Genomic DNA, 22,246 nt, shown 5'->3' with positions numbered 1-22,246 from the left:
AGAGACAGCGGGCTTTTTCATTACACTTCCATAATGATTGGAAGAATCATCGGACGGCGTTTTGTTTTTTCAAACAGGAACGGCGCGATGGTATCTGTAATTTCATTTTTAATTTCAGACCATTGAGTCGTACGGCGCTCCATCACTTTTTCAACGTGGGAGCTGACGAGCTGCTGGGCTTCTTTGATCAAGTCCTCGGATTCTCTCATGTAGACAAATCCACGGGAAATGATGTCAGGACCTGAAGCAATCTTAAATTCCTTCATGTTGATACTGACTACAACGATGACAAGACCTTCTTCAGAAAGGATGCGTCGGTCCCGAAGAACGATATTACCAATATCACCGATTCCGCTTCCGTCTACATAAACAGACCCGGATGGGATCTTTCCTGCCACAGAGGCTTCTTCCTTGCCTAGGGCAAGCACATCACCGTTATCCATAACGAAGCAGTTCTCTTCCTGAACGTCGCAGTCCAGACTCAATTTCACATGTTCTTTCAGCATGCGGTATTCACCGTGAATCGGCATAAAGAACTTCGGCTGCATAAGGCGGAGCATGAGCTTCATTTCTTCCTGACTGCCGTGTCCGGATGTGTGGATATCATTCAGTGGTCCGTGAATAACATCGGCACCTGCACGATACAGCTTGTTTATGGTACGGCTGACACTAATTGTGTTTCCAGGGATTGGGGAAGAAGAGAACACAACGGTGTCGCCTGGTTGAATTTGAATCTGACGGTGGGTGCCGTTGGCGATTCTTGACAGGGCGGCCATTGGTTCACCTTGGGATCCGGTACAAAGGATGACGACTTCGTTTGCCGGCAGACGATTGATCTGCTGGGCATCAATGAATGTATCCTTAGGGGCACGGATATATCCAAGTTCCTGACCGATACGGATGGAAGATTCCATACTGCGGCCGAATACGGCAACTTTACGGCCATGTTTAATAGCGGCTTCCACGACCTGTTGAAGGCGGTGGATGTTCGACGCGAAGGTCGCAAAAATTAAACGGCCGTCCATACGCGTGAAGATGTCATGGATGCTTTGTCCCACAACACGTTCTGATTTAGTGAAACCAGGAACCTCACTATTGGTACTGTCGGAAAGGAGGGCAAGAACGCCTTCTTTACCGATTTCAGCCATTTTAGCAAGGTTGGCCGGTTCACCTACAGGAGTGAAATCAAACTTGAAGTCACCCGTGTGAACGACGTTGCCTGGTGGTGTTTTTACAACAATTCCATAAGAATCAGGAATGCTGTGTGTCGTCCGGAAAAAGGATACGGACGTTTTGCGGAATTTAATCACGTCTTCTTCCTGAATCGTGTTTAATTTCGCACTGCGCAGCAGGCCGTGCTCATCCAGTTTATTACGGATTAAGCCGATGGCAAGCTTCCCTGCATAGATTGGAATATTGAGTTCACGCAGAAGGTAGGGAATACCACCGATGTGATCTTCGTGACCGTGCGTGATAAACAGACCTTTGATTTTATCTTGGTTCTGCACGAGATAAGTATAATCCGGAATGACATAGTCGATACCGAGCAGTTCGTCTTCCGGGAACTTAATCCCTGCATCAATGAGGATGATTTCGTCTTGGAATTGTACGCCGTATGTGTTTTTACCGATTTCACCGAGGCCTCCAAGGGCAAACACGGCGGTCTGGTCATTTTTCACAAATTTCATCGGTTAAAACTGCTCCAGCCTGAAATCTTCGGATTGCTGCTCATATGCCAGGTGATCCTCATCAAGCACCTGGATATATTCGATATTAAATCCTGCATTTTTTAATTTTTCACGTACTTGTCTTTCGGTTTCCGCTTCGAGGTACATGCTGTCTGTACGTTCGCGGACAGGAACTTCAGTATCAAGTCCCTGATACAATACTTTGAATATCATTACGTTATCGCTCCTAACTAGATATAATTTCCACATTCTTGTCCTCTCATCATCATAGCACGATTCCAGCGTGTATGGTAATGATTCTTGTATGCGCAGGTGGCCGTACACCTGAAACAATGATTTACGCGTATGTCTTCCGCTTCATAAAATTTTTCCAACGTTTTCTAAGCTTTCTTCTCAGACGCTTCATCATTTGCATCCATCCCCTTTATGTTGATGAAGAAAACGCCAAAAACGTTAAACCGCCCAATCCCTGTTATCTCTAGTATAATACGGTTTGTGAAAGAATGAAACATTTACATTTTATATTTTGTCATTATGGTGTGTTTTTCTTCTCAAACCTATCCACTCATGCTACAGTATAGCCAAAGAGCAGGACATGCTATGATAAGAGCGCAGAAATGAAAGAATTTGAATATGCAGGAGGAACGCTTATGGATAAGAAAATTGCCTTTTTTGATATTGATGGAACACTGCTTGACCACGATAAAAAGCTTCCGGAGAAGACGAAAAAAGCGGTTCAGGATCTGAAGGATCAAGGCGTTTACTGTGCCATTGCCACCGGACGTGCTCCTTTTATGTACAAAGAGCTGAGAGAAGAACTTGGAATCGATTCCTATATCAGCTTCAACGGTCAGTATGTTGTTTTTGAAGGGGAGGAAGTCTACACGAACCCCCTCTCAGGACCTGATCTTGAAAAGCTCCATGCTCATGCAGAATCGAATAATCATCCGATGGTGTTCATGAACCATGAGGAGATGAGGGCCTCCACTCCGGATCATGAAGATATTTCTTCCAGCCTCGGAACATTATACATTGATCATCCGGATGAAGATGCGTCTTTTTATAAAGGAAGAAACATTTATCAGTCCCTGATTTTTTGTGAAGGCGATGAAATTGAAGAGTACAGGGAAGCCTTTCCGGCCTTCGATTATATCCGCTGGCACCCGGTGTCCTGTGATGTGCTTCCCCGTGGAGGGTCAAAGGCAGAGGGGATCAAGAAACTCGTAGAAGCCGCCGGCCTTAAGATGGAGGACACTTTTGCCTTTGGTGATGGATTGAATGATATTGAAATGATCCGGGAGGTCGGCACCGGTGTAGCTATGGGGAATGCCGTGTCCGAAACGAAGGCTGTGAGCGATTTTGTTACGGTTGATGTTGGAGAGGATGGCCTGTCCCACGCGATATATGAACTTGGCTTATTAAAATAATGAAAAGAGCGCCGCTGAATGATCAGACGGCGCTCTTTTATTAACGATCGGCGGGTGTGGCGTTTTCCGGTTCTTTGAACGGCTGCTCCTGGTCGATGTGATCGTAGAACATCACTCCATGAAGGTGATCGATTTCGTGTTGGAAGACAATGGCTGCGTAATCCTTCAGCCGCAGTTTCACATCATTCCCTTCCAAATCTGTCGCTTTTACTGTGATTCTCCGGTACCTTGGGACATATCCGGGCACTTCACGGTCGACCGAAAGACAACCTTCTCCAGTGGATAGATACGTACGTTCCACTGAGTGGCTGACTATACGGGGGTTGAACAGACCGTAACTGTATAGTTTATCTTTCATATCTGTAAAATGTACGGCCAGCATCCGTTTGTTCACATTGATCTGAGGTGCTGCAAGGCCGACACCGGGACGCAGGCCGTAGCGGCTGCACACCTGTTCATCCTGGCTGTTTTTTAAGTATTGAACCATTTCCTCCAATGTTTTCTTATCCTCTTCAGAAGGAGGGAGGGTTACTTCTTCCGTTACTGTCCTTAATGCGGGGTGACCCTCGCGGACAATATCGTCCATTGTGATCATGAAACAACATCCTTTCAAGCTTATATCTTCCTCTGTATTTCCATTGACAGGACAGGTGAATGAATTCGGTACTTTTCAATTCCTGCCAATTATTATACTATTGTAGATATGCTTAGTTTACAATAATGTGTCAGGGATTACGAGGGGGAAATGTTGTGCGATTACATACGATGATCGGAGCGCTTGCCGCAGCGGCCTTAGTTATGACAGGCTGTTCCAATCAAGCGCCGGAAGAACAAATTTACGAGCATTTGGAAGAAGCCGTTTCACAGGAAGAAACGTTCCGTGAACAGCAGGAGCCGATGGTTGAACTGGAAGAGCAGGAACAAAAGCTTTATGACGAAATCATTGCCTTGAATATGGATCAGTTTGATCAAATCAAAGAAAAATCAGAAGAAGCCGCCGGCATTGTGGAAGAGCGACGGAATAAGTTGGAGCTCGAAAAAGAAAGCATCGATGCAGCTAAAGCTGAATTTGATGAGATTAAATCTCCTGTAGAAGATCTAGGCGAGGAGAATCAGGAAGCTCAGGAAAAAGCGCAGGAGCTTATAGATGTCATGGAGAAACGGTACCGTACATATGAGGAGTTATACAGCGCCTATGATGAGGCACTCACGCTTGATGCGGAATTGTATGAAATGACGCAGAAGGAAGACCTGAAGGAAGAGGACTTGAAATCTCAAGTTGAGAAGATTAATGAAAGCTACAATACGGTTATAGAAAAGAACGAAGCGTTCAACCAGTATACAGATGAATACAATACATTGAAGAAAGAGCTTTATGAAATGATGGAACTCGATGTGACCTATGAAGAATCCGAAGAGGACACAACAGAGGAAGAAGCTTCTTAACAACAAAGGACCCGCTTACATACGCAAGCGGGTCTTTTGTTGTTTTTATGATGACGCTTCAACCCTCCCCGTTTTGACACCTGCCCATGGGCGAGGGGTGACCGGAGTCTTAAGTCCATCCATGCCGCGAAGAAGGGTGCTTTACGCACCGGATATGATTTACGCTGACTGGACTGCCCGGAAATGCCTGCCTATTAAAGCCTCCCATTTGATTATTAAGGAGAAAAAACATAAGATTAATACAGGCTTAAATTTTGGGTGATACAGTGTTAGTTTTTTTCACCGCAGGATCTGCCGGGTTTCGACTGCTGTGCAGCGGCTCTTTCCTCATCTGGATATTATCTGCATCGAAGTGATTGACGAATGATGACGAATTGAGCTAAACTACAAAGTGGATTGACATTGTACCATTGAATCTTAGTTAACAATTGTAACAGTTTTAGATATCTCCTCGTCATGATTAATCCATGGATGTGAGGGGTAAAACGTAAAGAGCAAATCGGTACAGTTTTTTTCATAATTGGGAAAGCTACTTACAGCATCCATTTTTAAAATACGAAAGGAAAGGGTGAATGACTTGAAACGAACTCTAGAGAACATTGAAAACCAGTTCGAAACGTTTCAAATCCTTAACGAAGAAGGCGAAATCGTAAATGACGATTTCATGCCTGACCTATCAGATGAAGATTTAAAAGAAATCATGCGCCGTATGGTATATACGCGTATTTTGGACCAGCGTTCTATTGCGCTTAACCGCCAGGGACGTCTAGGTTTCTACGCTCCAACAGCAGGGCAGGAAGCTTCACAGCTTGGAAGCCAGTTTGCATTGGAGAAAGAAGACTTTATCCTGCCGGGATACCGTGATGTACCACAGTTGATCTGGCACGGTCTTCCACTTCACCAGGCTTTCCTGTTCTCCCGTGGACATTTCAAAGGAAACCAAATGCCTGAGGGCGTGAACGCAGTAAGCCCGCAGATTATTATTGGTGCACAAATTACACAAACAGCCGGCGTTGGTCTTGGCTATAAAAAGCGCGGCCAAAACGCTGTAGCGATTACTTATACTGGTGACGGCGGTGCCTCCCAGGGTGACTTCTACGAAGGTATCAACTTTGCAGGTGCTTTCGGTGCCCAGGCGATCTTCGTTGTACAAAACAACCGTTTTGCGATCTCTGTACCTGTAGAGAAGCAGTCTGCGGCTCAGACCATTGCTCAAAAAGCAGTCGCTGCTGGTATCGAAGGAATCCAGGTTGATGGTATGGATGTTCTTGCTGTTTACGCGGCTACAAAAGAAGCTCGTGACCGCGCTGTAAACGGTGAAGGTCCTACATTGATCGAAACTCTTACTTACCGTTACGGCCCTCATACCATGGCTGGTGACGATCCTACACGCTACCGTACGGAAGATGAAGACAGCGAGTGGGAGAAGAAAGATCCAATCGTGCGTTTCCGTAAATTCCTCGAAGCTAAAGGTCTTTGGTCTGAAGAGGAAGAGAACGAACTGATCGAAAAAACAAAAGAAGAAATCAAAGCAGCGGTTAAAGAAGCTGACAACACTCCTAAGCAGTCGGTAGCCGATCTTATCGGTATCATGCACGAGGAACTTCCATCCAACCTACAGGAGCAGCTGGAAGAATATAAGGAAAAGGAGTCGAAGTAAATCATGGCACAAATGACAATGATTCAAGCCATCACAGACGCGATGCGCACAGAACTTAAAAATGATGAAAACGTGCTGATCTATGGTGAAGACGTTGGTCAAAACGGCGGAGTATTCCGTGCTACTGAAGGTCTTCAAAAAGAATTCGGCGAAGATCGTGTATTTGATACACCCCTGGCTGAATCCGGAATCGGCGGTATGTCCATCGGACTTGCACTAACCGGCTTCCGCCCGGTACCAGAAATTCAATTCTTCGGCTTCGTTTACGAAGTCATGGATGCGATCAGCGGCCAAATGGCTCGTTACCGCTACCGTTCCGGCGGTACACGTCCAATGCCGATCACGGTTCGTTCTCCGTTCGGCGGCGGTGTTCACACGCCTGAACTTCACGCGGACAGCCTTGAAGGTCTAATGGCACAGCAGCCTGGCCTGCGTGTAGTTATTCCATCCAACCCTTACGATGCCAAAGGTCTTTTGATCTCTTCCATCCGTAATAATGATCCAGTTATCTTCCTTGAGCATATGAAGCTCTACCGTTCTTTCCGTGAAGAAGTACCGGAAGAAGAGTACACGGTGGATCTGGATAAGGCAGCCGTTAAGCGCGAAGGTACAGATGTAACTCTTGTTGCTTATGGTGCAATGGTTCATTCTTCCCTTAAAGCGGCAGAAGAACTTGAGAAAAATGGAATCAGCGCTGAGGTTCTTGACCTTCGTACGGTTTCCCCTGTGGACTACGAAACAATCCTTGCATCTGTGAAGAAGACAAACCGTGCCGTTGTTGTGCAGGAAGCACAAAAGCAGGCCGGTATCGCTTCCAACATTGTAGCTGAAATCCAGGAAAAAGCGATTCTTCACCTTGAGGCCCCGGTTCTGCGTGTAGCTGCACCAGATACGGTATATGCATTTACTCAAGCGGAAGAAGTATGGCTTCCTAATCACAACACGATCGTTGAAAAAGTCAACGACGTTATGAACTTTTAATTATCTCTAATTACTAGGAGGGAATACCCGTGGCATTTGAATTTAAACTGCCTGATATCGGTGAAGGTATCCACGAAGGTGAAATTGCAAAGTGGTTCGTCAAACCAGGCGACGAAGTAAAAGAAGACGATGTACTCTGTGAAGTACAGAACGACAAAGCCGTTGTTGAAATTCCTTCCCAGGTGGATGGTACTGTAAAAGAGATCCATGTTGATGAAGGCGAAACAACAACCGTAGGTACTGTAATCATCACAATTGATGACGGTTCCGAGGACACTGGTTCTTCTGAAGCTCCTCAGGAAGAGAGCGCTGAGGAAGAAAAAGCAGAGGCTCCTAAAGAAGAAAGCAAAGAAGAAAAAACTGAACAGCCGGCTGCATCTTCTGCAGATGCAGATGTAGACGAAGACAAGCGCGTCATCGCTATGCCGTCTGTACGTAAGTTTGCCCGTGACAATGACGTTGAAATCCGTCAGGTCCAGGGTTCAGGCAAAAATGGCCGTGTTCTTAAGGAAGATATTGAAAGCTTCATGAACGGTGGACAAGCGGATACAGCTTCTTCTGAAGCTCCAGCTCAGGAAGAGAAGCAGGAAGAAGCCTCCAGCAAACCGGCAGCACCAGCTGCAGGCGAAGCTTATCCAGAAACTCGTGAGAAGATGAGTGGAATCCGTAAAGCGATCTCCAAAGCTATGGTGAACTCCAAGCATACAGCTCCTCACGTAACATTGATGGATGAAGTGGATGTTTCTGAACTTGTTGCACACCGTAAGAAGTTCAAGAGCGTTGCTGCAGAACAGGATATCAAGCTGACTTACCTTCCATATGTTGTGAAGTCCCTTGTTTCTACACTGAAGAAATTCCCTGTTCTAAATACGTCCATTGATGACAATACGGATGAAATTATTCAGAAACACTACTATAATATTGGTATTGCTGCAGATACAGAAAAAGGACTGATGGTTCCTGTCGTTAAAGATGCGGATCGTAAGTCTGTATTCTCTATCTCAAGTGAAATCAATGAACTGGCTGTTAAAGCCCGTGATGGTAAACTTTCTGGTGAAGAGATGAAAGGTGCTTCCACAACGATTACGAATATCGGCTCTGCCGGTGGTCAGTGGTTTACACCAGTTATCAACCACCCTGAAGTAGCTATTCTAGGAATCGGCCGTATCGCTGATAAGCCGATCGTACGCGATGGTGAAGTCGTAGTGGCTCCAGTTCTTGCTATTTCCCTAAGCTTTGACCACCGTATTATTGACGGTGCAACAGCTCAGCACGCAATGAACAACATCAAGCGTTTACTGAACGATCCACAACTAATTATGATGGAGGCGTAAAGTATGGTAGTAGGAGATTTCCCAATTGAACTAGACACATTAGTAGTAGGTGCGGGCCCAGGCGGTTATGTTGCTGCCATCCGCGCCGCCCAGACGGGTCAGAAAGTAACCATCGTTGATAAGGGCAACCTTGGCGGTGTCTGCTTGAACGTCGGCTGTGTACCTTCAAAAGCATTGATTCAGGCGGGTCACCGTTACGAGCATGCTAAAGGTGCCGACGACATGGGTATCCAATCTGAAAATACAACGGTTGACTTCTCCAAGGTCCAGGAATGGAAGAGCGGCGTTGTAAACAAACTTACCGGCGGTGTTGAAGGTCTTCTTAAAGGAAACAGTGTAGACATCGTAAAAGGTGAAGTATACTTTGTCGATAAAAACACGGTACGCGTTATGGATGAGAAAAACTCTCAAACCTATACGTTCAACAATGTGATTATCGCAACAGGATCCCGTCCAATTGAACTTCCAAACTTCAAGTTCTCTGACCGCGTGCTTGATTCTACAGGAGCTCTTTCCCTTCAGGAAGTTCCTAAGAAGCTTGTCGTAATCGGAGGAGGATACATCGGTACGGAGCTTGGTACAGCGTACGCAAACTTCGATACGGAAGTAACCATCCTTGAAGGTATGAAAGATATCCTTGGCGGATTCGAAAAACAAATGTCTTCCATTGTGAAGAAACGTCTGAAGAAAAAAGGAGTGGCCATTGAAACAAACGCGATGGCTCAAGGTGTGGAAGAAACAGAAAATGGCGTAACAGTTACGTATGAAGTGAAAGGCGAAACAAAAACCGTTGATGCTGATTACGTTCTTGTAACGGTTGGACGCCGTCCGAACACTGATGAAATCGGTCTTGAAGATCTTGGATTGAACATGACGGATAAAGGTCTGATTGAAATCGACAACCAGTGCCGCACAAACCTTGATAACGTGTATGCGATTGGTGATATCGTAGCTGGACCTCCGCTTGCTCACAAAGCTTCCTACGAAGCGAAAGTGGCTGCTGAAGCTATTGCAGGCGAGAAAACAGAAATTGATTACCACGGCATCCCTGCTGTAGTATTCTCTGATCCAGAACTTGCTTCTGTTGGTTATACTGAGCAGGAAGCTAAAGACGCAGGATATGAAGTGAAAGCTTCTAAATTCCCGTTTGCAGCTAATGGTCGTGCCCTTTCTCTTAACGACAGTGACGGTTTCCTTAAACTCGTTACGCGTAAAGATGATGATCTTGTTATCGGTGCTCAAATTGCCGGTCCAAATGCCAGTGACATGATTGCTGAGCTTGGTCTTGCCATTGAAGCTGGAATGACTGCTGAAGACTTGGCTCTTACCATCCACGCTCACCCTACACTTGGTGAGATTACGATGGAAGCTGCTGAAGTTGCTATCGGTCAGCCGATTCACATCACGAAGTAATGATAAAGTAAAAACTGCCGGACAAAAAGTCCGGCAGTTTTTTTATGTTTCCACATAAAACGGGGGATCAGCGCCCCTGAATTAAAAAGAAGCAGTCCGCCGGGAGCGGGTGCTTCTTTTTGTTTGGAGGTATGTTGTTTATGTTCCTGAGAGCACGAGTGCTTCCTCCAGGGTGGATGAAATTCGATGTTCGGTTTCAATACCGGAAAGCCGGGTAATCGTACGGCCTTCCTTTTTGACAACGAGCATAGGGAGAGAAGCCCTTTCAATATCTTCGACTTTGTGGGAGTCTGTGGTCGTTTGTTTGAATTGCAGGCGGTTTTGGTCCTGATGCTCTAGTTTCCAATTCAGAAGGGCGCTCATGTAGTTTTCAGCCTTTTCCTCCTGATCTGGATTCGTGTAGAGGTATAAATCATAATCATCAGGAGATGTAGAAAGGACCTGGACTTCTTCAGACTGACCGATACAGCCCATTAATAGGAGAAGGACGGTGAAGATCATAAGTTTGTTTGTTTGCATGCAGCTTCTCTCCCTTATCTGAGTTCATGTTCAGTTTAACAGATGAAGAAGATGGATCCCGGGTTGTTATGGATTTGTCACAGGAATGAAAGCCTGGTGTTTTATAATGAAAAGAGATGTTAAAGAGGGGAGGTTATCATGGAGAGTAGGATTGGATATAAAAATGCCCGGGTATTTTACCCGGGCGTTTTTATTGAGCTTATCGTTTTTTCTTAAGGTCGACTTTCTTCGCTTCTTCCTGGAACGTTTTCAACAGGGAGAAACAGATGAGAATTAAAATGAATGTGAACGGGAAGGCTGCGATAATGGCAGCTGTTTGAAGGGCTCCCAATCCACCCTGCCACAGCAGCACAGCAGCAGCTCCTGCCTGAATGATTCCCCAAGTGAATTTCACCTGGTTTTTAGGATTCAGGCTTCCATTTGTCGTCTGCATACCAAGAACGAAGGTTGCAGAGTCGGCAGATGTGATAAAGAATGTGCTGATTAACAGCAGTCCGATGACACTCATGACAGCTCCGAGCGGAATGTGCTCGAGCATGGAGAATAGAGCAACTTCTGTACCAAGTTCATTAACGTCAGAGATGATATCTATACCGTCAAAGTATTCAAGAGAAATTGCTGTTCCGCCGAATACGGAGAACCAAAGGGCACCGAAGATCGTTGGAACGAGCAGGACACCAAGAATGAACTCACGGATGGTACGGCCGCGGGATACACGGGCAATGAATGTACCTACGAATGGTGCCCATGAAATCCACCATGCCCAGTAGAAGATCGTCCAGCCCTGAACCCAGGAATTATCCTCAGCAAAAGGCGTCAGACGGAAACTCATATAAGGAAGGTCACGGACATAAGAACCGAATGTCGTCGTGAAGTAATCCATAATAAAGTTCGTAGGACCTGCAAACAGTAGGAAAACCATTAATGTAATCGCTAGTACGATGTTTGTATTACTCAGGTATTTAATCCCCTTGTTCAATCCTGTCATAGCAGAAACCATGAACAATACGGTAACAGCACAAATGATGATCAGCTGCAGTGTAAACGTATCCTCAAGTCCATCGATGACAAATGCAAGACCACTTGAAATCTGCAGGGCACCAAGTCCGAGTGATGTAGCGACACCAAAGATTGTGGCAAATACAGCGATAAAGTCCACGATTGTACCGATTGGACCTTTTACTCTCTTCTCGCCTAATACCGGTGTAAGAGCCGCACTGATAACACCAGGGGCATCTTTTCTGAACTTAAAGTAGGCAAGGGCAAGAGCAAGTACAGCATAAATGGCCCAAGGGTGGAGTCCCCAGTGGAAGAAGGAATATTTCATGGCAGCCTGGGCTGCTTCTTCACTCATAGCCTCCTGTCCTGGAAGTGGCGGCGTGTGGAAGTGGGAAAGTGGCTCCGCAGCTCCCCAGAATACAAGGCCGATCCCCATACCTGCACTAAACAGCATCGCAAACCATGTAATGTATGGATATTCCGGCTCGTCGTCAGGCTTACCAAGCTTCAGCTTTCCGAATTTAGAAAAGACGAGGAAGATGGCAAAGATTAAGAAGCCTGTAGCAGATAATAGATAAAACCATCCGAATTTATCGGTTAGAAATCCCTGAATTGTAGATGTAACGTTGCTTAAGTTCCACGTGGGAAGGGTGGATTCAGGAATAACACCCCATCCAATGAATAATAGTGCAGCGACAACTGAGATATAAAACACTTTCGTCACTTGATTCATGAAGAAAATCCCTCCTATTAAGTATTATGTTTGATTCCCCTCATAAAAATCAGGTCTAAAAGTAGCACCTTTTCACGACATGCATCTGTTTTTCTGACAAATTTTGCAATTCTTCCAGAACATCGTGAAAACAAAGCATTTCGTAGATTAAAATGGTTTGAGGGGGTAAGTGATGCCTGTACCCGGTCTGTTTCACGACATGTTCTTCTTTCCATTTCCAAAATGCTTCATCCAATTGATGCACCATATTGAATTGTTTCTCCCTGATCGAATGAGCCGGGTCAAACAGTACATTGACATATTCATCCGTCAGTTCGAGAAGCAGATTTTTTTCGCTTTCCGTAAAATCAGAGGCTTTTGTCTGGACATACTGCAGGTTCCCCAAATGATAGGCAATCTGCTGAAAAGCGGCAAGCTTTCGCTGTGAAAGCTGAAAAGAAACCATCTCTTCGTCGGTATGACGATGGTACTTCCACTCCTCACGCTGATACCGTGACAGCTGGTTCGTTGTTTCCAGATGGGCAGTGAGTTGTCGGTATGACCGCTGAATCCCACGGGATTTCTCTTTAGAATCTGCCGTTACATTCTCGATTATACGCCTTAAGAGCAGACCAGCTTGATTATACAGACCATTGATGTTTTTGTAAATCGTGGGGGAATAGTTGGGTGGAAGCAGGAAAAAATTCACAAATGTCGATATGATGATCCCAATGGATGTAGTACCCAATCTTGTGAAAAACGAAACAAAATACTGGTCCTGAAAATCGGGAATCATAGCTGTAGCTGTGATCGTGGCCACCAAAATCCCATCATCAAGCTTTAATTTGTGGCAGACGGCAATCGTAGCCATGGCGACCAGTGCGAATGTCAGCGCACCTTTACCGAATAATCCATAAAAGGCAGTTGCAAGTAAAGCCCCGATTGCTGATGCAGGAAACCGGACCGCTGCCTTCTTAATGGAATCTGCTGCCGTATGCTCGATGGTCACTATAGCTGTAATAACAGCAAAGATGATCGGCAAATTAAAAAAACCGCATATTAATGCAGTCAAAAAGACAGAGATTCCCGTTTTCAACGTCCGGCTTCCTAAAATCTTAAATTTCTTCAATGTATGAAGCATAACCATCACCCATATGTCGTGTCTTCTGACCACGGTTCCTTATTATATAATAAATTACCCAAAAACGATAGAAAAAATGTCGGATAATCTATTATAATGATAAAAGTGGAAATACATAACAGTGGAGGGTCAAAAATGAAACGATGGTTTAGTGTGTTCCTGCTTATGCTTGTATTCCTGGCTGCCTGTGGCGGCAACGAGGGAACATCAGGGGCAGAAGAAGATCAGACAGCGTCAGATGAACCGGCTGCTGAGCAGCAGGAAAAGGACAGTACGGAGTCGTCAGAAAACCCTGAAGAAGGGGAAAAGGAAGAAGAAGAAACGCAGCAAGCGTCAGATGAGGAAGAGGCTGCGCAGGAAGCTTTCGTGCAGAAAGAGGCTCAATATGAAATGACAGACACCTGGTCTTTCCAGCCGATTGCAGATGCTGATCCGAAGGTGGCTTTATTAACGATTGATGATATACCTGATGAACATGCCATGGAGATGGCTGAAACTTTGAAAAAGAAAGGTGCCCCCGCCATTTTCTTTGTAAATGGACACTTTTTAGACACTCCGGATGAAGAACTGGCAGAAAAGAGAAAGCAGTGGGTGAAGGACATTCATGACATGGGCTTCCCAATCGGAAACCATACTTATTCCCATAAGGATCTTAAAACAATGTCCGAGGAGGAACAGCGGGAGGAAATCCTGACAGTAAGTGACCAGATTGAAGAAATTACCGGGGAACGGCCGGTGTTTTACCGTTCGCCGTTTGGCTCGAATACAGACTATGTCAAGCAGCTCGTAAAGGAAGAGGGCATGCTGCTGATGAACTGGACGTATGGCTATGATTGGGAACAGGAATACCAAAATGCGTCATCGCTCGCTGATATAATGGTTAATACACCATTGCTGGCCAACGGCGCAAACTTGCTGATGCACGACCGTGACTGGACGAATAAAGCTCTCGGGGATATCGTAGATGGATTGAGGGATAAAGGATATACCCTGCTTGATCCAGCGCTTATTCAAACCCCTTAAATATTGACCATCACTTAAAAAAAGGAAGCCGCCCGGCTTCCTTTTTCTTTTATTCTTTTTTGAAGAACAGGATCATATAATGGTAGGTGGGCGACTTATTAGTATGACATATATTTTAAAAAGTTATACTAAAAGGGTTGATTTTCACAATAAGCCATATTAAAATAAAACTACATTGAAAACGATTACAAAAATGAAGGGGTGGATATGAATGGGAACAATCGTATGTCAAGACTGTCAAAAGGTGATTGAGCATTACGAAAACGAGAAGGTTTCTACTTTATACAGCACATGCCCGACATGCACGGATACCGAAAAATAAACCTGAAAAAAGCCGGACGCTGTGATGCGTCCGGCTTTTTTAGGTTTACTTGAAGGCTTTCTGCTCACGGATGACTCGGATTGTTTCTAAGGTATCATCAACGGGTCCCTGGACAGGGAGTCCTGCCTCCACGTTTTCATAAATGTAATCAATGTTATCGGCGGTAATGATTTCTCCAGGGATGAAAATAGGGATTCCCGGGGGATAGACCATCACAAACTCGGCACTGATTCTGCCTGCTGCCTTTTTCAAAGGAACCGTCTCGGTGGTGGAGTAGAACGCCTCTCTTGGAGAGAGCGCAAGAACAGGGATGTCAGGAACTTTTACAGAAACGGGTGTTACTTCGGCCTCGGTCCGGCACAGATCTGTTAAATGATGCAGCGCTTGTACAAGTTTTTCGACTTCCTGCAGGCTGTCGCCTGAAGTGATGATACAAAGAATATTGTAAAGGTCGGAAAGTTCCACCTCAATGCTGTAATTCTCCCTTAACCACACTTCAACATCGTAACCGGTCATGCCGAGATTTTTCACTGAAATAATCAGTTTGGTCGGGTCATAGTCGATCGTTGCGCTGGACGATAAAATATCAGCACCTGGACAGAAAATGGCTGGAATTTGATTGAGCTTTTCACGTGCGCGATCGGCCAGCAGAATAGCATTTTCCATCAGTTGATGTCCATGAATGGCAAGATGACGCCTTGCTGTATCCAGGGAGGCCAGCAGAATATAGGAGGTCGATGTCGTATGAAGCATCGACAATACAGCCTGTACACGCTCATGAGACACAAGCCCTTCTCTTACATTCAAAACAGAGCTCTGCGTTAAGGACCCGCCCAGCTTGTGGACGCTGGTGGAAGCCATATCCGCTCCGGCCTCCATAGCGGACATAGGCAGACGCTCATGGAAGTGTATATGCACACCGTGAGCCTCATCGACGAGGACGGGTATATCGAAGCTGTGGGCAATATCCACAATTCCTTTTAAATCAGCCGACACACCGAAATACGTCGGATTGATAACGAGCAGGCCCTTAGCATCCGGATGTGCCTCACAGGCCTTCTTCACGGCGTCTGTCGTAATGCCGTGGGAAATGCCAAATCGTTCATCCAGTTCCGGATGGATAAAAACAGGCTTGGCCCCGGAAAAAATGATGGCAGTGGTTACCGACTTGTGCACGTTTCTTGGAACAATGATTTTGTCGCCCGGCTGGCATACACTAAGTATCATCGTCATAATGGCTCCTGAGGTCCCTTGAACAGAAAAGAACGTGTAGTCGGCTCCAAAAGCCTCTGCTGCAAGCTCCTGTGCCTCTTTGATCATGCCTTGTGGATGATGGAGATCATCCAATGGCTGTATGTTAATTAAATCAATCGATAATGCATTTTCACCGATAAAGGAACGGAATTCCTCGTCCATTCCACGTCCGCCTTTATGACCGGGGATGTGAAATTGTACGGGATTGCGCTCCCGGTGTTTTTTCAACCCTGTAAACAGGGGGGTTTCATGTTGATTCATGTATGGGAACACCTCTTTATAATAGCAAAGCAAATGAATTATAGCAGAGTCCAGAACCTTGCGCCAGTCTTTTATGTCTCCTTTTTCCAATCGTGCTAAACTAGAAGTATGGAGGTGGAGCAAATGAAATGGAATACACGAGTGACGGAACTTTTGGACATTACATACCCGGTCATACAGGGAGGGCTGGCCTATCTGGCCTATTCGAATCTGGCCGCCGCTGTTTCGAATGCCGGCGGGCTTGGTCAGCTGACAGCTATGAGCATGGAGGGACCCGAACACTTGAAAAAAGAAATTAAGCTGGTCCGGGAAAAAACCAACCGGCCGTTCGGGGTCAATTTTGCGATCGGCCAGCACGGGCGCCCTTTTGAAAAAATGGTGCAGACAGCCGTGGATGAGCAGGTGCCCGTGGTTTCTGTTACTGGAGGGAATCCACAAGGTGTTTTGGAAGCGCTTAAAGGTACCGGCATTAAAACGCTCGTCCTTGTTGCTGCGCGGAGGCAGGCGGTAAAAGCTCAGGAGCTTGGGGCGGATGCTGTGATGGTGGTCGGTCATGAAGGGGGAGGCCACCTCGGGCGTGATGATGTGGGGACGCTCGTCCTTACTCCACAGGTCGTCGATGCCGTCGATATTCCGGTTATTGCTTCCGGGGGAATTGGAGACGGCCGGGGTTTAATGGCTGCGTTGTCCCTTGGTGCGGAAGGAGTGGAAATGGGAACACGTTTTATTGCTACAAAAGAGTGCACCCATGCGCACCCCGCCTACCAGGACGCCCTGATTAAAGCAGATGAAACGTCAACGACCGTCATTAAAAGAAGTTTAAAAGCTCCGGCCCGGGCCTTGAAAAATGACTGGACAACTCGTATTTTAGAATTGGAGCAGGAAAATGCCGGCTATGACGGTCTCCGCTCCTATATCAGCGGGGATGCGAATAAAACATTTATATACAAAGGACAGGCCGGTCAAGGCTTTGGATGGGCCGGACAGATTGCCTCCCGCATCCATGATGTCCCAACGGTCGAAGAACTCTTTGACCGGGTGATCAAGGAAGCGGAGGATATCCGCACCCGCTGGTCCTGATGAAGGAGGAAAAAAGATGAGTTATACTTATCCAATTGATGAAATCCACTGGTCAAAGGAAGAGATCATCGATGTTGTGAATTTCTACAGTATCGTTGAACAAGCGTATGAGCAGGGAGTGAAGCGGGACGACCTGCTGCTGGCTTATACACGGTTTAAACAGATTGTGCCATCGAAGAGTGAAGAAAAAACACTCTGCGGGCAGTTTGAAAAAGATTCCGGATATTCCTGTTACCGTACCGTGAAGCAGGCGCGCAGTCTCTCAGAGGGTGACCGATTGAAAATGTAAAGAAAAAAGAGACACACGTCAGACGTGTGTCTCTTACTTTTCTTCCAGTTGTTTCGTAAAACGATACAAAGGCTCCAGCGTCTGGAATGTCTCCCGGCAGAATTCAATGAATGCCTCAGGATCCTTCAATCGGTCATCTCCACGCTGAAGCTGACGTCCACAAAGGATCTCGGCTTTCTTGACGGTTTTCAACCGTTCCGTCATTTTGGAGAATGTCTCGTCGTCCACATCGCTGTGAGGGGCCGCTTCGGGCTTCGTATGATCGACAGACCACACAAAATCCTCTGGAATGTGCGAAAGGATATCCTCTTTATTTTCTTCCAGCTTGGAAGCGAAGTCTACTTTGATTGGACTTTCATAAATGACGGCAAACCATACAAATACGTGGGTTTCCCACAAGCCGATCTGGAAGTGGGGAAGTTTTTTATAGCCGCGTTTACTGGAGGCAAGAGCGGCCCACGTATCGTTTGGCGGATTGGTTTTGCGACGGGCATGCCTGGCGACGTGGACAAACATTTCATCGCCTGTCATAGCTGTAACATCCGCTGAAAGTTCCTGTGCTGCCGCTTCAAGTTTAGGGGAGATCCTTTCCCGCAGAGCTTCCATTCGATTTTCCAGTCCGGGAATGGAAAATACGTCAAAGTCTTCTTGTTTAAAACCTGTAAAAGTCGTCAAACTATCATCTCCTACCATTTCTTCCATAATAGTTTAACACAATTCGACAAAGTTACTAAGGGATGTGTTTGACTGGTTTGAATGCGTGAAAAATGGGTTACATATAAGTAATCTAAATGAAACTTCTGTCGTTAAAGCCACATATATATAAGGTAAGGATTTAAAAGGGAGGGATTGCAATGAAACATGTAATGGAAGCGTTGCGTAAGAGAGAAGCTGAAGAGAAGCTCCCGGTAATCCGTATGGAGATTGATTATGAACTGGTCACCCTGCATGATGCCATGATTGCAGGAGACGCCGAGCAGATGTCAAAGACAAAAAGGCGTCTGACTGAACTTCGTAAACAATTGATTGAATGGTCGATCTAGAACCAGGCAGCGATAGAGTTGCCTGTTTTTTTTGTGTTCCTTCCCTGTAAAGGGGTGAATCCTGTACCGCGGGCCTCCCTCTACCAATGGCAGGAAGCGTGAAAGATTTGTGATGGAAGGGGATCAAGCATGCATTTGTTGCCTGCATTTGGTACGATTAAAGGTGAGACTGATAAAAGGGGTACGATGCTATGGATCAACAGACAAAGAATGAAGTGTTCGATCAAGCTAAAGCATGGATACTGGAAGCGGGCGAGCGGATCAAATCAAAGATTGATGCCCCCCGATCCATTGAAACAAAATCCAATCCGAATGACCTTGTAACAGAAATGGATCAGCAGACGGAACAATTTTTCGCAGAGAAAATTAAAAATGCCTACCCGGATCATTATCTGCTTGGAGAAGAAGGTTTTGGGGATGAACTGGAAGACATCGGAGGGACCGTCTGGATTGTGGACCCTATTGACGGCACGATGAACTTCGTCCACCAAAAACGCAATTTCGCTATATCCATCGGCATTTACGTAGATGGTATAGGGGAAATCGGCTTTATTTATAACGTCATGGAAGGGACTCTTTACACAGCGAAACGAGGGGAAGGGGCATGGAAAAACGATGTGCAGCTTCCACAGCTCAGCAAAGACCGTCCGTTAAAGCAGTCGATTCTCGCTTTGAATACAACCTGGCTCATTCCTGAAAACCCATTTATAGAACATAAAGGGGTGGAGGAGCTTGTGAAGACGCTTAGAAGCACGCGTTCTTACGGGTCTGCCGCTCTTGAACTTGCATTCGTGGCTGAAGGTATTCTCGATGGATATTTAACGATGACGCTGATGCCGTGGGATTATGCAGCAGGTAGTATCCTCGTCCGCGAAGTAGGTGGAATCGTTACCCGTGCAGACAAAGAAGAACTGGATTTATTAAATAAAACAACCGTGCTTGCCTGCCGGTCCAACATTCATGATGAAATCATCAATGATTATGTACAACTGAAAAGATAGAACAAAAGCGACCTTGGGAAAAGGTCGCTTGTTTTGTGTGCGGATGAATTAATCGGCATGAACTTCATCCCGTCTTCTTTTGCGGCGGAGACCGACGCTCATGAGAGCAAAGCCGGAGAAGAAGAGGAGTCCGGCCAGCCAGAACAAATTCTGGCCGATGGCGAATCCGACAAAAACGAAACTTAAAATGACAAGAACAGCAAGCATTGCATTGTTCACCATAATTTTTGAATCACCTCTATTCGATACCAGTATATCGGATTTGAACACGGATGAAAATGGTTTCACGGGTAGCAACCCAGTCTCTTTTCTAGTAATATAGAGAAAAGGACAGGATCTCTTGAGGAGGAACATCATGCAGGATACATCGACACTTCCAGTACCGACGGATTTATGGCCGGTGGCCGACTTTTTCTTCCGCGGGCTTGGAAGCGAAGTGAACTTAAATGATGAAAGCGAAGTAACGATGTTGTTTCGCTCATTTATGCTGTTATACTTAACGACTGTCATTTTAACGGTCATTACCTTCAAACTGGGATTTGCAAAGAAGCTCCCTTTGCTGAAGACCATTGTTGTTTATGCCGTCCTTATTATCGGTACATTCGTGTTGACGTTGATTCTGGGACTGAATCTGCCCGTACCAGAAAGTCTGCTTGCAGCCGCATTAATTCTTGGTATATACAGGGTGAGACTGCACAGGGAGCGTTCGGCCAGGCATCAGGGAGAATCGTAAAACGGGAAAAACCCGGCTTCATTCATAAGCCGGGTTTTTTATCGTTAACTTAAATGTTTTTCTCTTTTACGCTCGCGGTGGAATTTGAAATCACCCGTGGCCAGTCTTTTTTTCGTATTTTCAGCTATCCGCTCATGACATGGCTGACACATATACGTGTTGATCCTCCGGTTTCTTAACCGTTTCGCCTGAAGACAGTAGCTGTCTATTTTTTCAATATGATCACAAATTACGCATTGGACACGCATATACTCACCTCTATTTACTTAGTACGGTTGCCTCTAGTGTAACACATGTGAAAATTTAGAAATAGATGGAGTTTCCACGTTTTAACGGAACTGGGTTTGGGAACTGTTATTATAGAAGTCATGGAAAGGATGATAATAGTGAGAAAACGCTGGATGGTTACAGCAGCAGGCGCCGTGGCCGGCGGGGTGGCTGCCTATTTTCTTAAAGACGGTGACAACAGACAGAAAGTGAAGGACAAGGCAGGTTCCCTTCAAAGCCGCCTGAAAAAAGGTGACGATATGCCGATCGAAGAAGCGGGCAAACCGGAAACCGCTGACTTGGAAAACTCTAAAATGGTAAATGAGGGATCCCAGTTCGGAGTTCAGTACTATAATGAACTGACGGAAAAAGAAAGAGAAATTTTGGAAAAAAGTAACAGCTAAATCCTTTTTAGGATTTAGCTGTTTTTCTGTACTAATCCGAATGCGATTGTTCCTTCTCTATTTGATCCAGCTGCTTCTGTTCTTTTTCCGGAATGGAGTCCTGGCTGCCATTGGACTCCGGTTCTTCATTTATAGGACCTTCAGGCATGTACCGGGCAATAATCTGACTGAGTTCATCGGTCAAGGCCCCGATTGGGTGTCCTTGAGAGGCTTTGTCCCCGATCCCCCTGAGGCGTTCGACGACATCAGCATCCGCAAATACGGCGGCCTGCTTTCCGTAAGGATCATTTTTCAGCGCTTCAGCAACTGAATATTTAATAACACCAACTCTGGCCCGGTCGAGGTCTTTGTCTACATCAATGCCGACCGCTACATAATCACCGAGGACGACAGCAGTCGCATCATGGACATCCGGAACTTGTACAGCCAGCCCGGCTAAATGCTCGGCTGCTTCTTCACTTGTCAGTGTCTTTTTCTCAATGGGATCGGAATCAGATACGTATTTGTACTTTGGATCGCTCTGCTTTTCTTCCAGGAGGGATTGTTCATTATCACCCTGCTGACAGGCACTCAGAAGTAGGAAAACAGCTATCAATAGGAACTTGTTCAAAGGAAACCACCACTTTTTTTACTTATAGTCTGTGTCTGAGGAGAGATAATATACAAAAAGGACAGCTGCAGGCAGCCGTCCTTCGTCTTTACTGAAAGATGATTTTCTTTATTCCTTTGACAGGAGTTTCGCGGTTGGATCCATCACCGAAGTATAGGTGAACAGGGCCCTCCGTCTGTAAAGGTTTTCCGTTTTCAGCAAATAAAAGCAGGGCATCTTTCAAATCATCGGCTTGGATGATTTCTTCTCCCTGATCAGAAACGAGCGCCGCTTTTTTCGAATCCGCGGAAGGCTCACTGGTTTGCAGGAAAGGGAGAAGGGGCATTAGGAAAGTGCCGTTCATAATTCTCTGTTTTTCGTACCGGTTGATGCTTTTATTTACAGGTGGATTCAGTTTCTGCTGGTAAACTTCTCTGTCGAAGCGGAGGGATTTCCGTTTCATTTCATCTTCCTCCTCAGGGGAGGTTTCCGGGGATCCCCCTTCAAATGCTTCAGTAAATGTTAATTTGCGGTCATCAAAAATCCATACGGTGGGGTCTAAAGTAATCGGGAATTTTACTTTTCCAGTTAGTTGAACAATCATGGCTGAAGCCACCTTTCAAAATAGTAAGAATCATCCATCCAAAATCATAGCAGATA

At 45.7% G+C, this 22,246-nt stretch carries 26 protein-coding genes; 14 read left to right on the top strand and 12 right to left on the bottom strand.

The window, feature by feature from the left end:
• Window positions 1-20 precede the first annotated feature (20 nt).
• Entirely contained in the window at window positions 21-1,688 is a 1,668-nt protein-coding gene (rnjA, locus tag ACXADP_RS12125; protein WP_027954048.1) for a ribonuclease J1, read from the bottom strand.
• Window positions 1,689-1,691: 3 nt separating this feature from the next.
• On the bottom strand, window positions 1,692-1,901 hold the full coding sequence (locus ACXADP_RS12120; RefSeq protein WP_474968372.1) for a DNA-dependent RNA polymerase subunit epsilon: 210 nt from the start codon (window positions 1,899-1,901) through the stop codon (window positions 1,692-1,694).
• A 437-nt stretch (window positions 1,902-2,338) separates the two neighbouring features.
• Between ACXADP_RS12120 and ACXADP_RS12115 the strand changes: the two genes are divergently transcribed.
• Window positions 2,339-3,115 (top strand): Cof-type HAD-IIB family hydrolase, encoded by a 777-nt coding sequence (locus ACXADP_RS12115; protein WP_474971533.1) that lies wholly within the window; start codon window positions 2,339-2,341, stop codon window positions 3,113-3,115.
• Between the two features lie 40 nt (window positions 3,116-3,155).
• On the opposite strand, the gene def is transcribed toward ACXADP_RS12115, so the two are convergent.
• Window positions 3,156-3,710, bottom strand: coding sequence for a peptide deformylase (def, locus tag ACXADP_RS12110; RefSeq protein WP_474968374.1), 555 nt, complete (start codon window positions 3,708-3,710; stop codon window positions 3,156-3,158).
• Between the two features lie 155 nt (window positions 3,711-3,865).
• Between def and ACXADP_RS12105 the strand changes: the two genes are divergently transcribed.
• From ACXADP_RS12105 to lpdA, 5 genes are all read left to right on the top strand, one after another.
• Complete coding sequence (locus ACXADP_RS12105; protein ID WP_474971532.1) at window positions 3,866-4,561, top strand: YkyA family protein; 696 nt, start codon at window positions 3,866-3,868, stop codon at window positions 4,559-4,561.
• A gap of 577 nt (window positions 4,562-5,138) precedes the next feature.
• Window positions 5,139-6,221 carry a pyruvate dehydrogenase (acetyl-transferring) E1 component subunit alpha gene (pdhA, locus tag ACXADP_RS12100; protein WP_474968376.1) on the top strand — a complete coding sequence of 361 codons (1,083 nt, stop codon included), beginning with the start codon at window positions 5,139-5,141 and terminating at the stop codon, window positions 6,219-6,221.
• A 3-nt stretch (window positions 6,222-6,224) separates the two neighbouring features.
• Window positions 6,225-7,202: an alpha-ketoacid dehydrogenase subunit beta gene (locus ACXADP_RS12095; RefSeq protein ID WP_027954054.1), complete on the top strand. Its 978-nt coding sequence runs from the start codon at window positions 6,225-6,227 to the stop codon at window positions 7,200-7,202.
• A gap of 29 nt (window positions 7,203-7,231) precedes the next feature.
• Window positions 7,232-8,536, top strand: coding sequence for a dihydrolipoamide acetyltransferase family protein (locus ACXADP_RS12090; protein WP_474968377.1), 1,305 nt, complete (start codon window positions 7,232-7,234; stop codon window positions 8,534-8,536).
• Between the two features lie 3 nt (window positions 8,537-8,539).
• Entirely contained in the window at window positions 8,540-9,949 is a 1,410-nt protein-coding gene (gene lpdA / locus ACXADP_RS12085; protein ID WP_474968378.1) for a dihydrolipoyl dehydrogenase, read from the top strand.
• 138 nt (window positions 9,950-10,087) lie between these two features.
• Here the strand turns inward: lpdA and ACXADP_RS12080 are convergent, their stop codons facing one another.
• The 3 genes from ACXADP_RS12080 to ACXADP_RS12070 all read right to left on the bottom strand — a co-directional run bounded on the left by ACXADP_RS12080 (window position 10,088) and on the right by ACXADP_RS12070 (window position 13,320).
• Window positions 10,088-10,468, bottom strand: coding sequence for a hypothetical protein (locus tag ACXADP_RS12080; protein WP_474971531.1), 381 nt, complete (start codon window positions 10,466-10,468; stop codon window positions 10,088-10,090).
• A 199-nt stretch (window positions 10,469-10,667) separates the two neighbouring features.
• Entirely contained in the window at window positions 10,668-12,200 is a 1,533-nt protein-coding gene (locus ACXADP_RS12075; protein WP_474968380.1) for a glycine betaine uptake BCCT transporter, read from the bottom strand.
• A gap of 55 nt (window positions 12,201-12,255) precedes the next feature.
• Window positions 12,256-13,320, bottom strand: a complete 1,065-nt coding sequence (locus ACXADP_RS12070; RefSeq protein ID WP_474971530.1) for an FUSC family protein — start codon at window positions 13,318-13,320, stop codon at window positions 12,256-12,258.
• A 135-nt stretch (window positions 13,321-13,455) separates the two neighbouring features.
• Here ACXADP_RS12070 and ACXADP_RS12065 point away from each other — a divergent pair, with 135 nt between their 5' ends.
• Window positions 13,456-14,343, top strand: coding sequence for a polysaccharide deacetylase family protein (locus tag ACXADP_RS12065; protein WP_474971529.1), 888 nt, complete (start codon window positions 13,456-13,458; stop codon window positions 14,341-14,343).
• Window positions 14,344-14,554: 211 nt separating this feature from the next.
• On the top strand, window positions 14,555-14,665 hold the full coding sequence (locus tag ACXADP_RS12060) for a GapA-binding peptide SR1P (protein ID WP_084162990.1): 111 nt from the start codon (window positions 14,555-14,557) through the stop codon (window positions 14,663-14,665).
• A gap of 45 nt (window positions 14,666-14,710) precedes the next feature.
• On the opposite strand, the gene ACXADP_RS12055 is transcribed toward ACXADP_RS12060, so the two are convergent.
• A complete protein-coding gene (locus ACXADP_RS12055) occupies window positions 14,711-16,180 on the bottom strand; it encodes an aminotransferase class I/II-fold pyridoxal phosphate-dependent enzyme (RefSeq protein ID WP_474968382.1) in 1,470 nt (489 codons plus the stop codon).
• Window positions 16,181-16,288: 108 nt separating this feature from the next.
• Here ACXADP_RS12055 and ACXADP_RS12050 point away from each other — a divergent pair, with 108 nt between their 5' ends.
• A complete protein-coding gene (locus tag ACXADP_RS12050) occupies window positions 16,289-17,260 on the top strand; it encodes an NAD(P)H-dependent flavin oxidoreductase (RefSeq protein WP_474971528.1) in 972 nt (323 codons plus the stop codon).
• Between the two features lie 16 nt (window positions 17,261-17,276).
• Window positions 17,277-17,549 (top strand): UPF0223 family protein, encoded by a 273-nt coding sequence (locus tag ACXADP_RS12045; protein ID WP_474968384.1) that lies wholly within the window; start codon window positions 17,277-17,279, stop codon window positions 17,547-17,549.
• Between the two features lie 33 nt (window positions 17,550-17,582).
• On the opposite strand, the gene ACXADP_RS12040 is transcribed toward ACXADP_RS12045, so the two are convergent.
• The gene (locus ACXADP_RS12040) at window positions 17,583-18,224 is read right to left on the bottom strand and encodes a YktB family protein (RefSeq protein WP_474968385.1); all 642 of its coding nucleotides are present in this window, start codon (window positions 18,222-18,224) and stop codon (window positions 17,583-17,585) included.
• 179 nt (window positions 18,225-18,403) lie between these two features.
• On the opposite strand from ACXADP_RS12040, the gene ACXADP_RS12035 reads away from it, so the two are divergent.
• The gene (locus ACXADP_RS12035) at window positions 18,404-18,592 is read left to right on the top strand and encodes a hypothetical protein (RefSeq protein ID WP_474968386.1); all 189 of its coding nucleotides are present in this window, start codon (window positions 18,404-18,406) and stop codon (window positions 18,590-18,592) included.
• Window positions 18,593-18,783: 191 nt separating this feature from the next.
• The gene (locus tag ACXADP_RS12030) at window positions 18,784-19,593 is read left to right on the top strand and encodes an inositol monophosphatase family protein (RefSeq protein WP_474968387.1); all 810 of its coding nucleotides are present in this window, start codon (window positions 18,784-18,786) and stop codon (window positions 19,591-19,593) included.
• Window positions 19,594-19,641: 48 nt separating this feature from the next.
• Here the strand turns inward: ACXADP_RS12030 and ACXADP_RS12025 are convergent, their stop codons facing one another.
• Window positions 19,642-19,815: a DUF5325 family protein gene (locus ACXADP_RS12025; RefSeq protein ID WP_474968388.1), complete on the bottom strand. Its 174-nt coding sequence runs from the start codon at window positions 19,813-19,815 to the stop codon at window positions 19,642-19,644.
• A gap of 133 nt (window positions 19,816-19,948) precedes the next feature.
• Here ACXADP_RS12025 and ACXADP_RS12020 point away from each other — a divergent pair, with 133 nt between their 5' ends.
• Complete coding sequence (locus ACXADP_RS12020) at window positions 19,949-20,326, top strand: YlaH-like family protein (protein ID WP_474968389.1); 378 nt, start codon at window positions 19,949-19,951, stop codon at window positions 20,324-20,326.
• 44 nt (window positions 20,327-20,370) lie between these two features.
• Here the strand turns inward: ACXADP_RS12020 and ACXADP_RS12015 are convergent, their stop codons facing one another.
• Window positions 20,371-20,574, bottom strand: coding sequence for a YlaI family protein (locus tag ACXADP_RS12015; RefSeq protein ID WP_084162991.1), 204 nt, complete (start codon window positions 20,572-20,574; stop codon window positions 20,371-20,373).
• Window positions 20,575-20,712: 138 nt separating this feature from the next.
• Here ACXADP_RS12015 and ACXADP_RS12010 point away from each other — a divergent pair, with 138 nt between their 5' ends.
• On the top strand, window positions 20,713-20,997 hold the full coding sequence (locus ACXADP_RS12010) for a hypothetical protein (RefSeq protein WP_474971527.1): 285 nt from the start codon (window positions 20,713-20,715) through the stop codon (window positions 20,995-20,997).
• A 31-nt stretch (window positions 20,998-21,028) separates the two neighbouring features.
• Here the strand turns inward: ACXADP_RS12010 and ACXADP_RS12005 are convergent, their stop codons facing one another.
• Together ACXADP_RS12005 and ACXADP_RS12000 are read right to left on the bottom strand one after the other, a co-directional pair.
• The gene (locus tag ACXADP_RS12005; RefSeq protein WP_474971526.1) at window positions 21,029-21,607 is read right to left on the bottom strand and encodes a YhcN/YlaJ family sporulation lipoprotein; all 579 of its coding nucleotides are present in this window, start codon (window positions 21,605-21,607) and stop codon (window positions 21,029-21,031) included.
• A gap of 88 nt (window positions 21,608-21,695) precedes the next feature.
• A complete protein-coding gene (locus tag ACXADP_RS12000; protein ID WP_474971525.1) occupies window positions 21,696-22,190 on the bottom strand; it encodes a hypothetical protein in 495 nt (164 codons plus the stop codon).
• Between the last annotated feature and the right edge of the window lie 56 nt (window positions 22,191-22,246).

The sequence above is a fragment of the Halobacillus sp. AWH4_228 genome (genome assembly GCF_056158365.1).
This window is presented reverse-complemented; position numbering and strand designations above follow the sequence as displayed.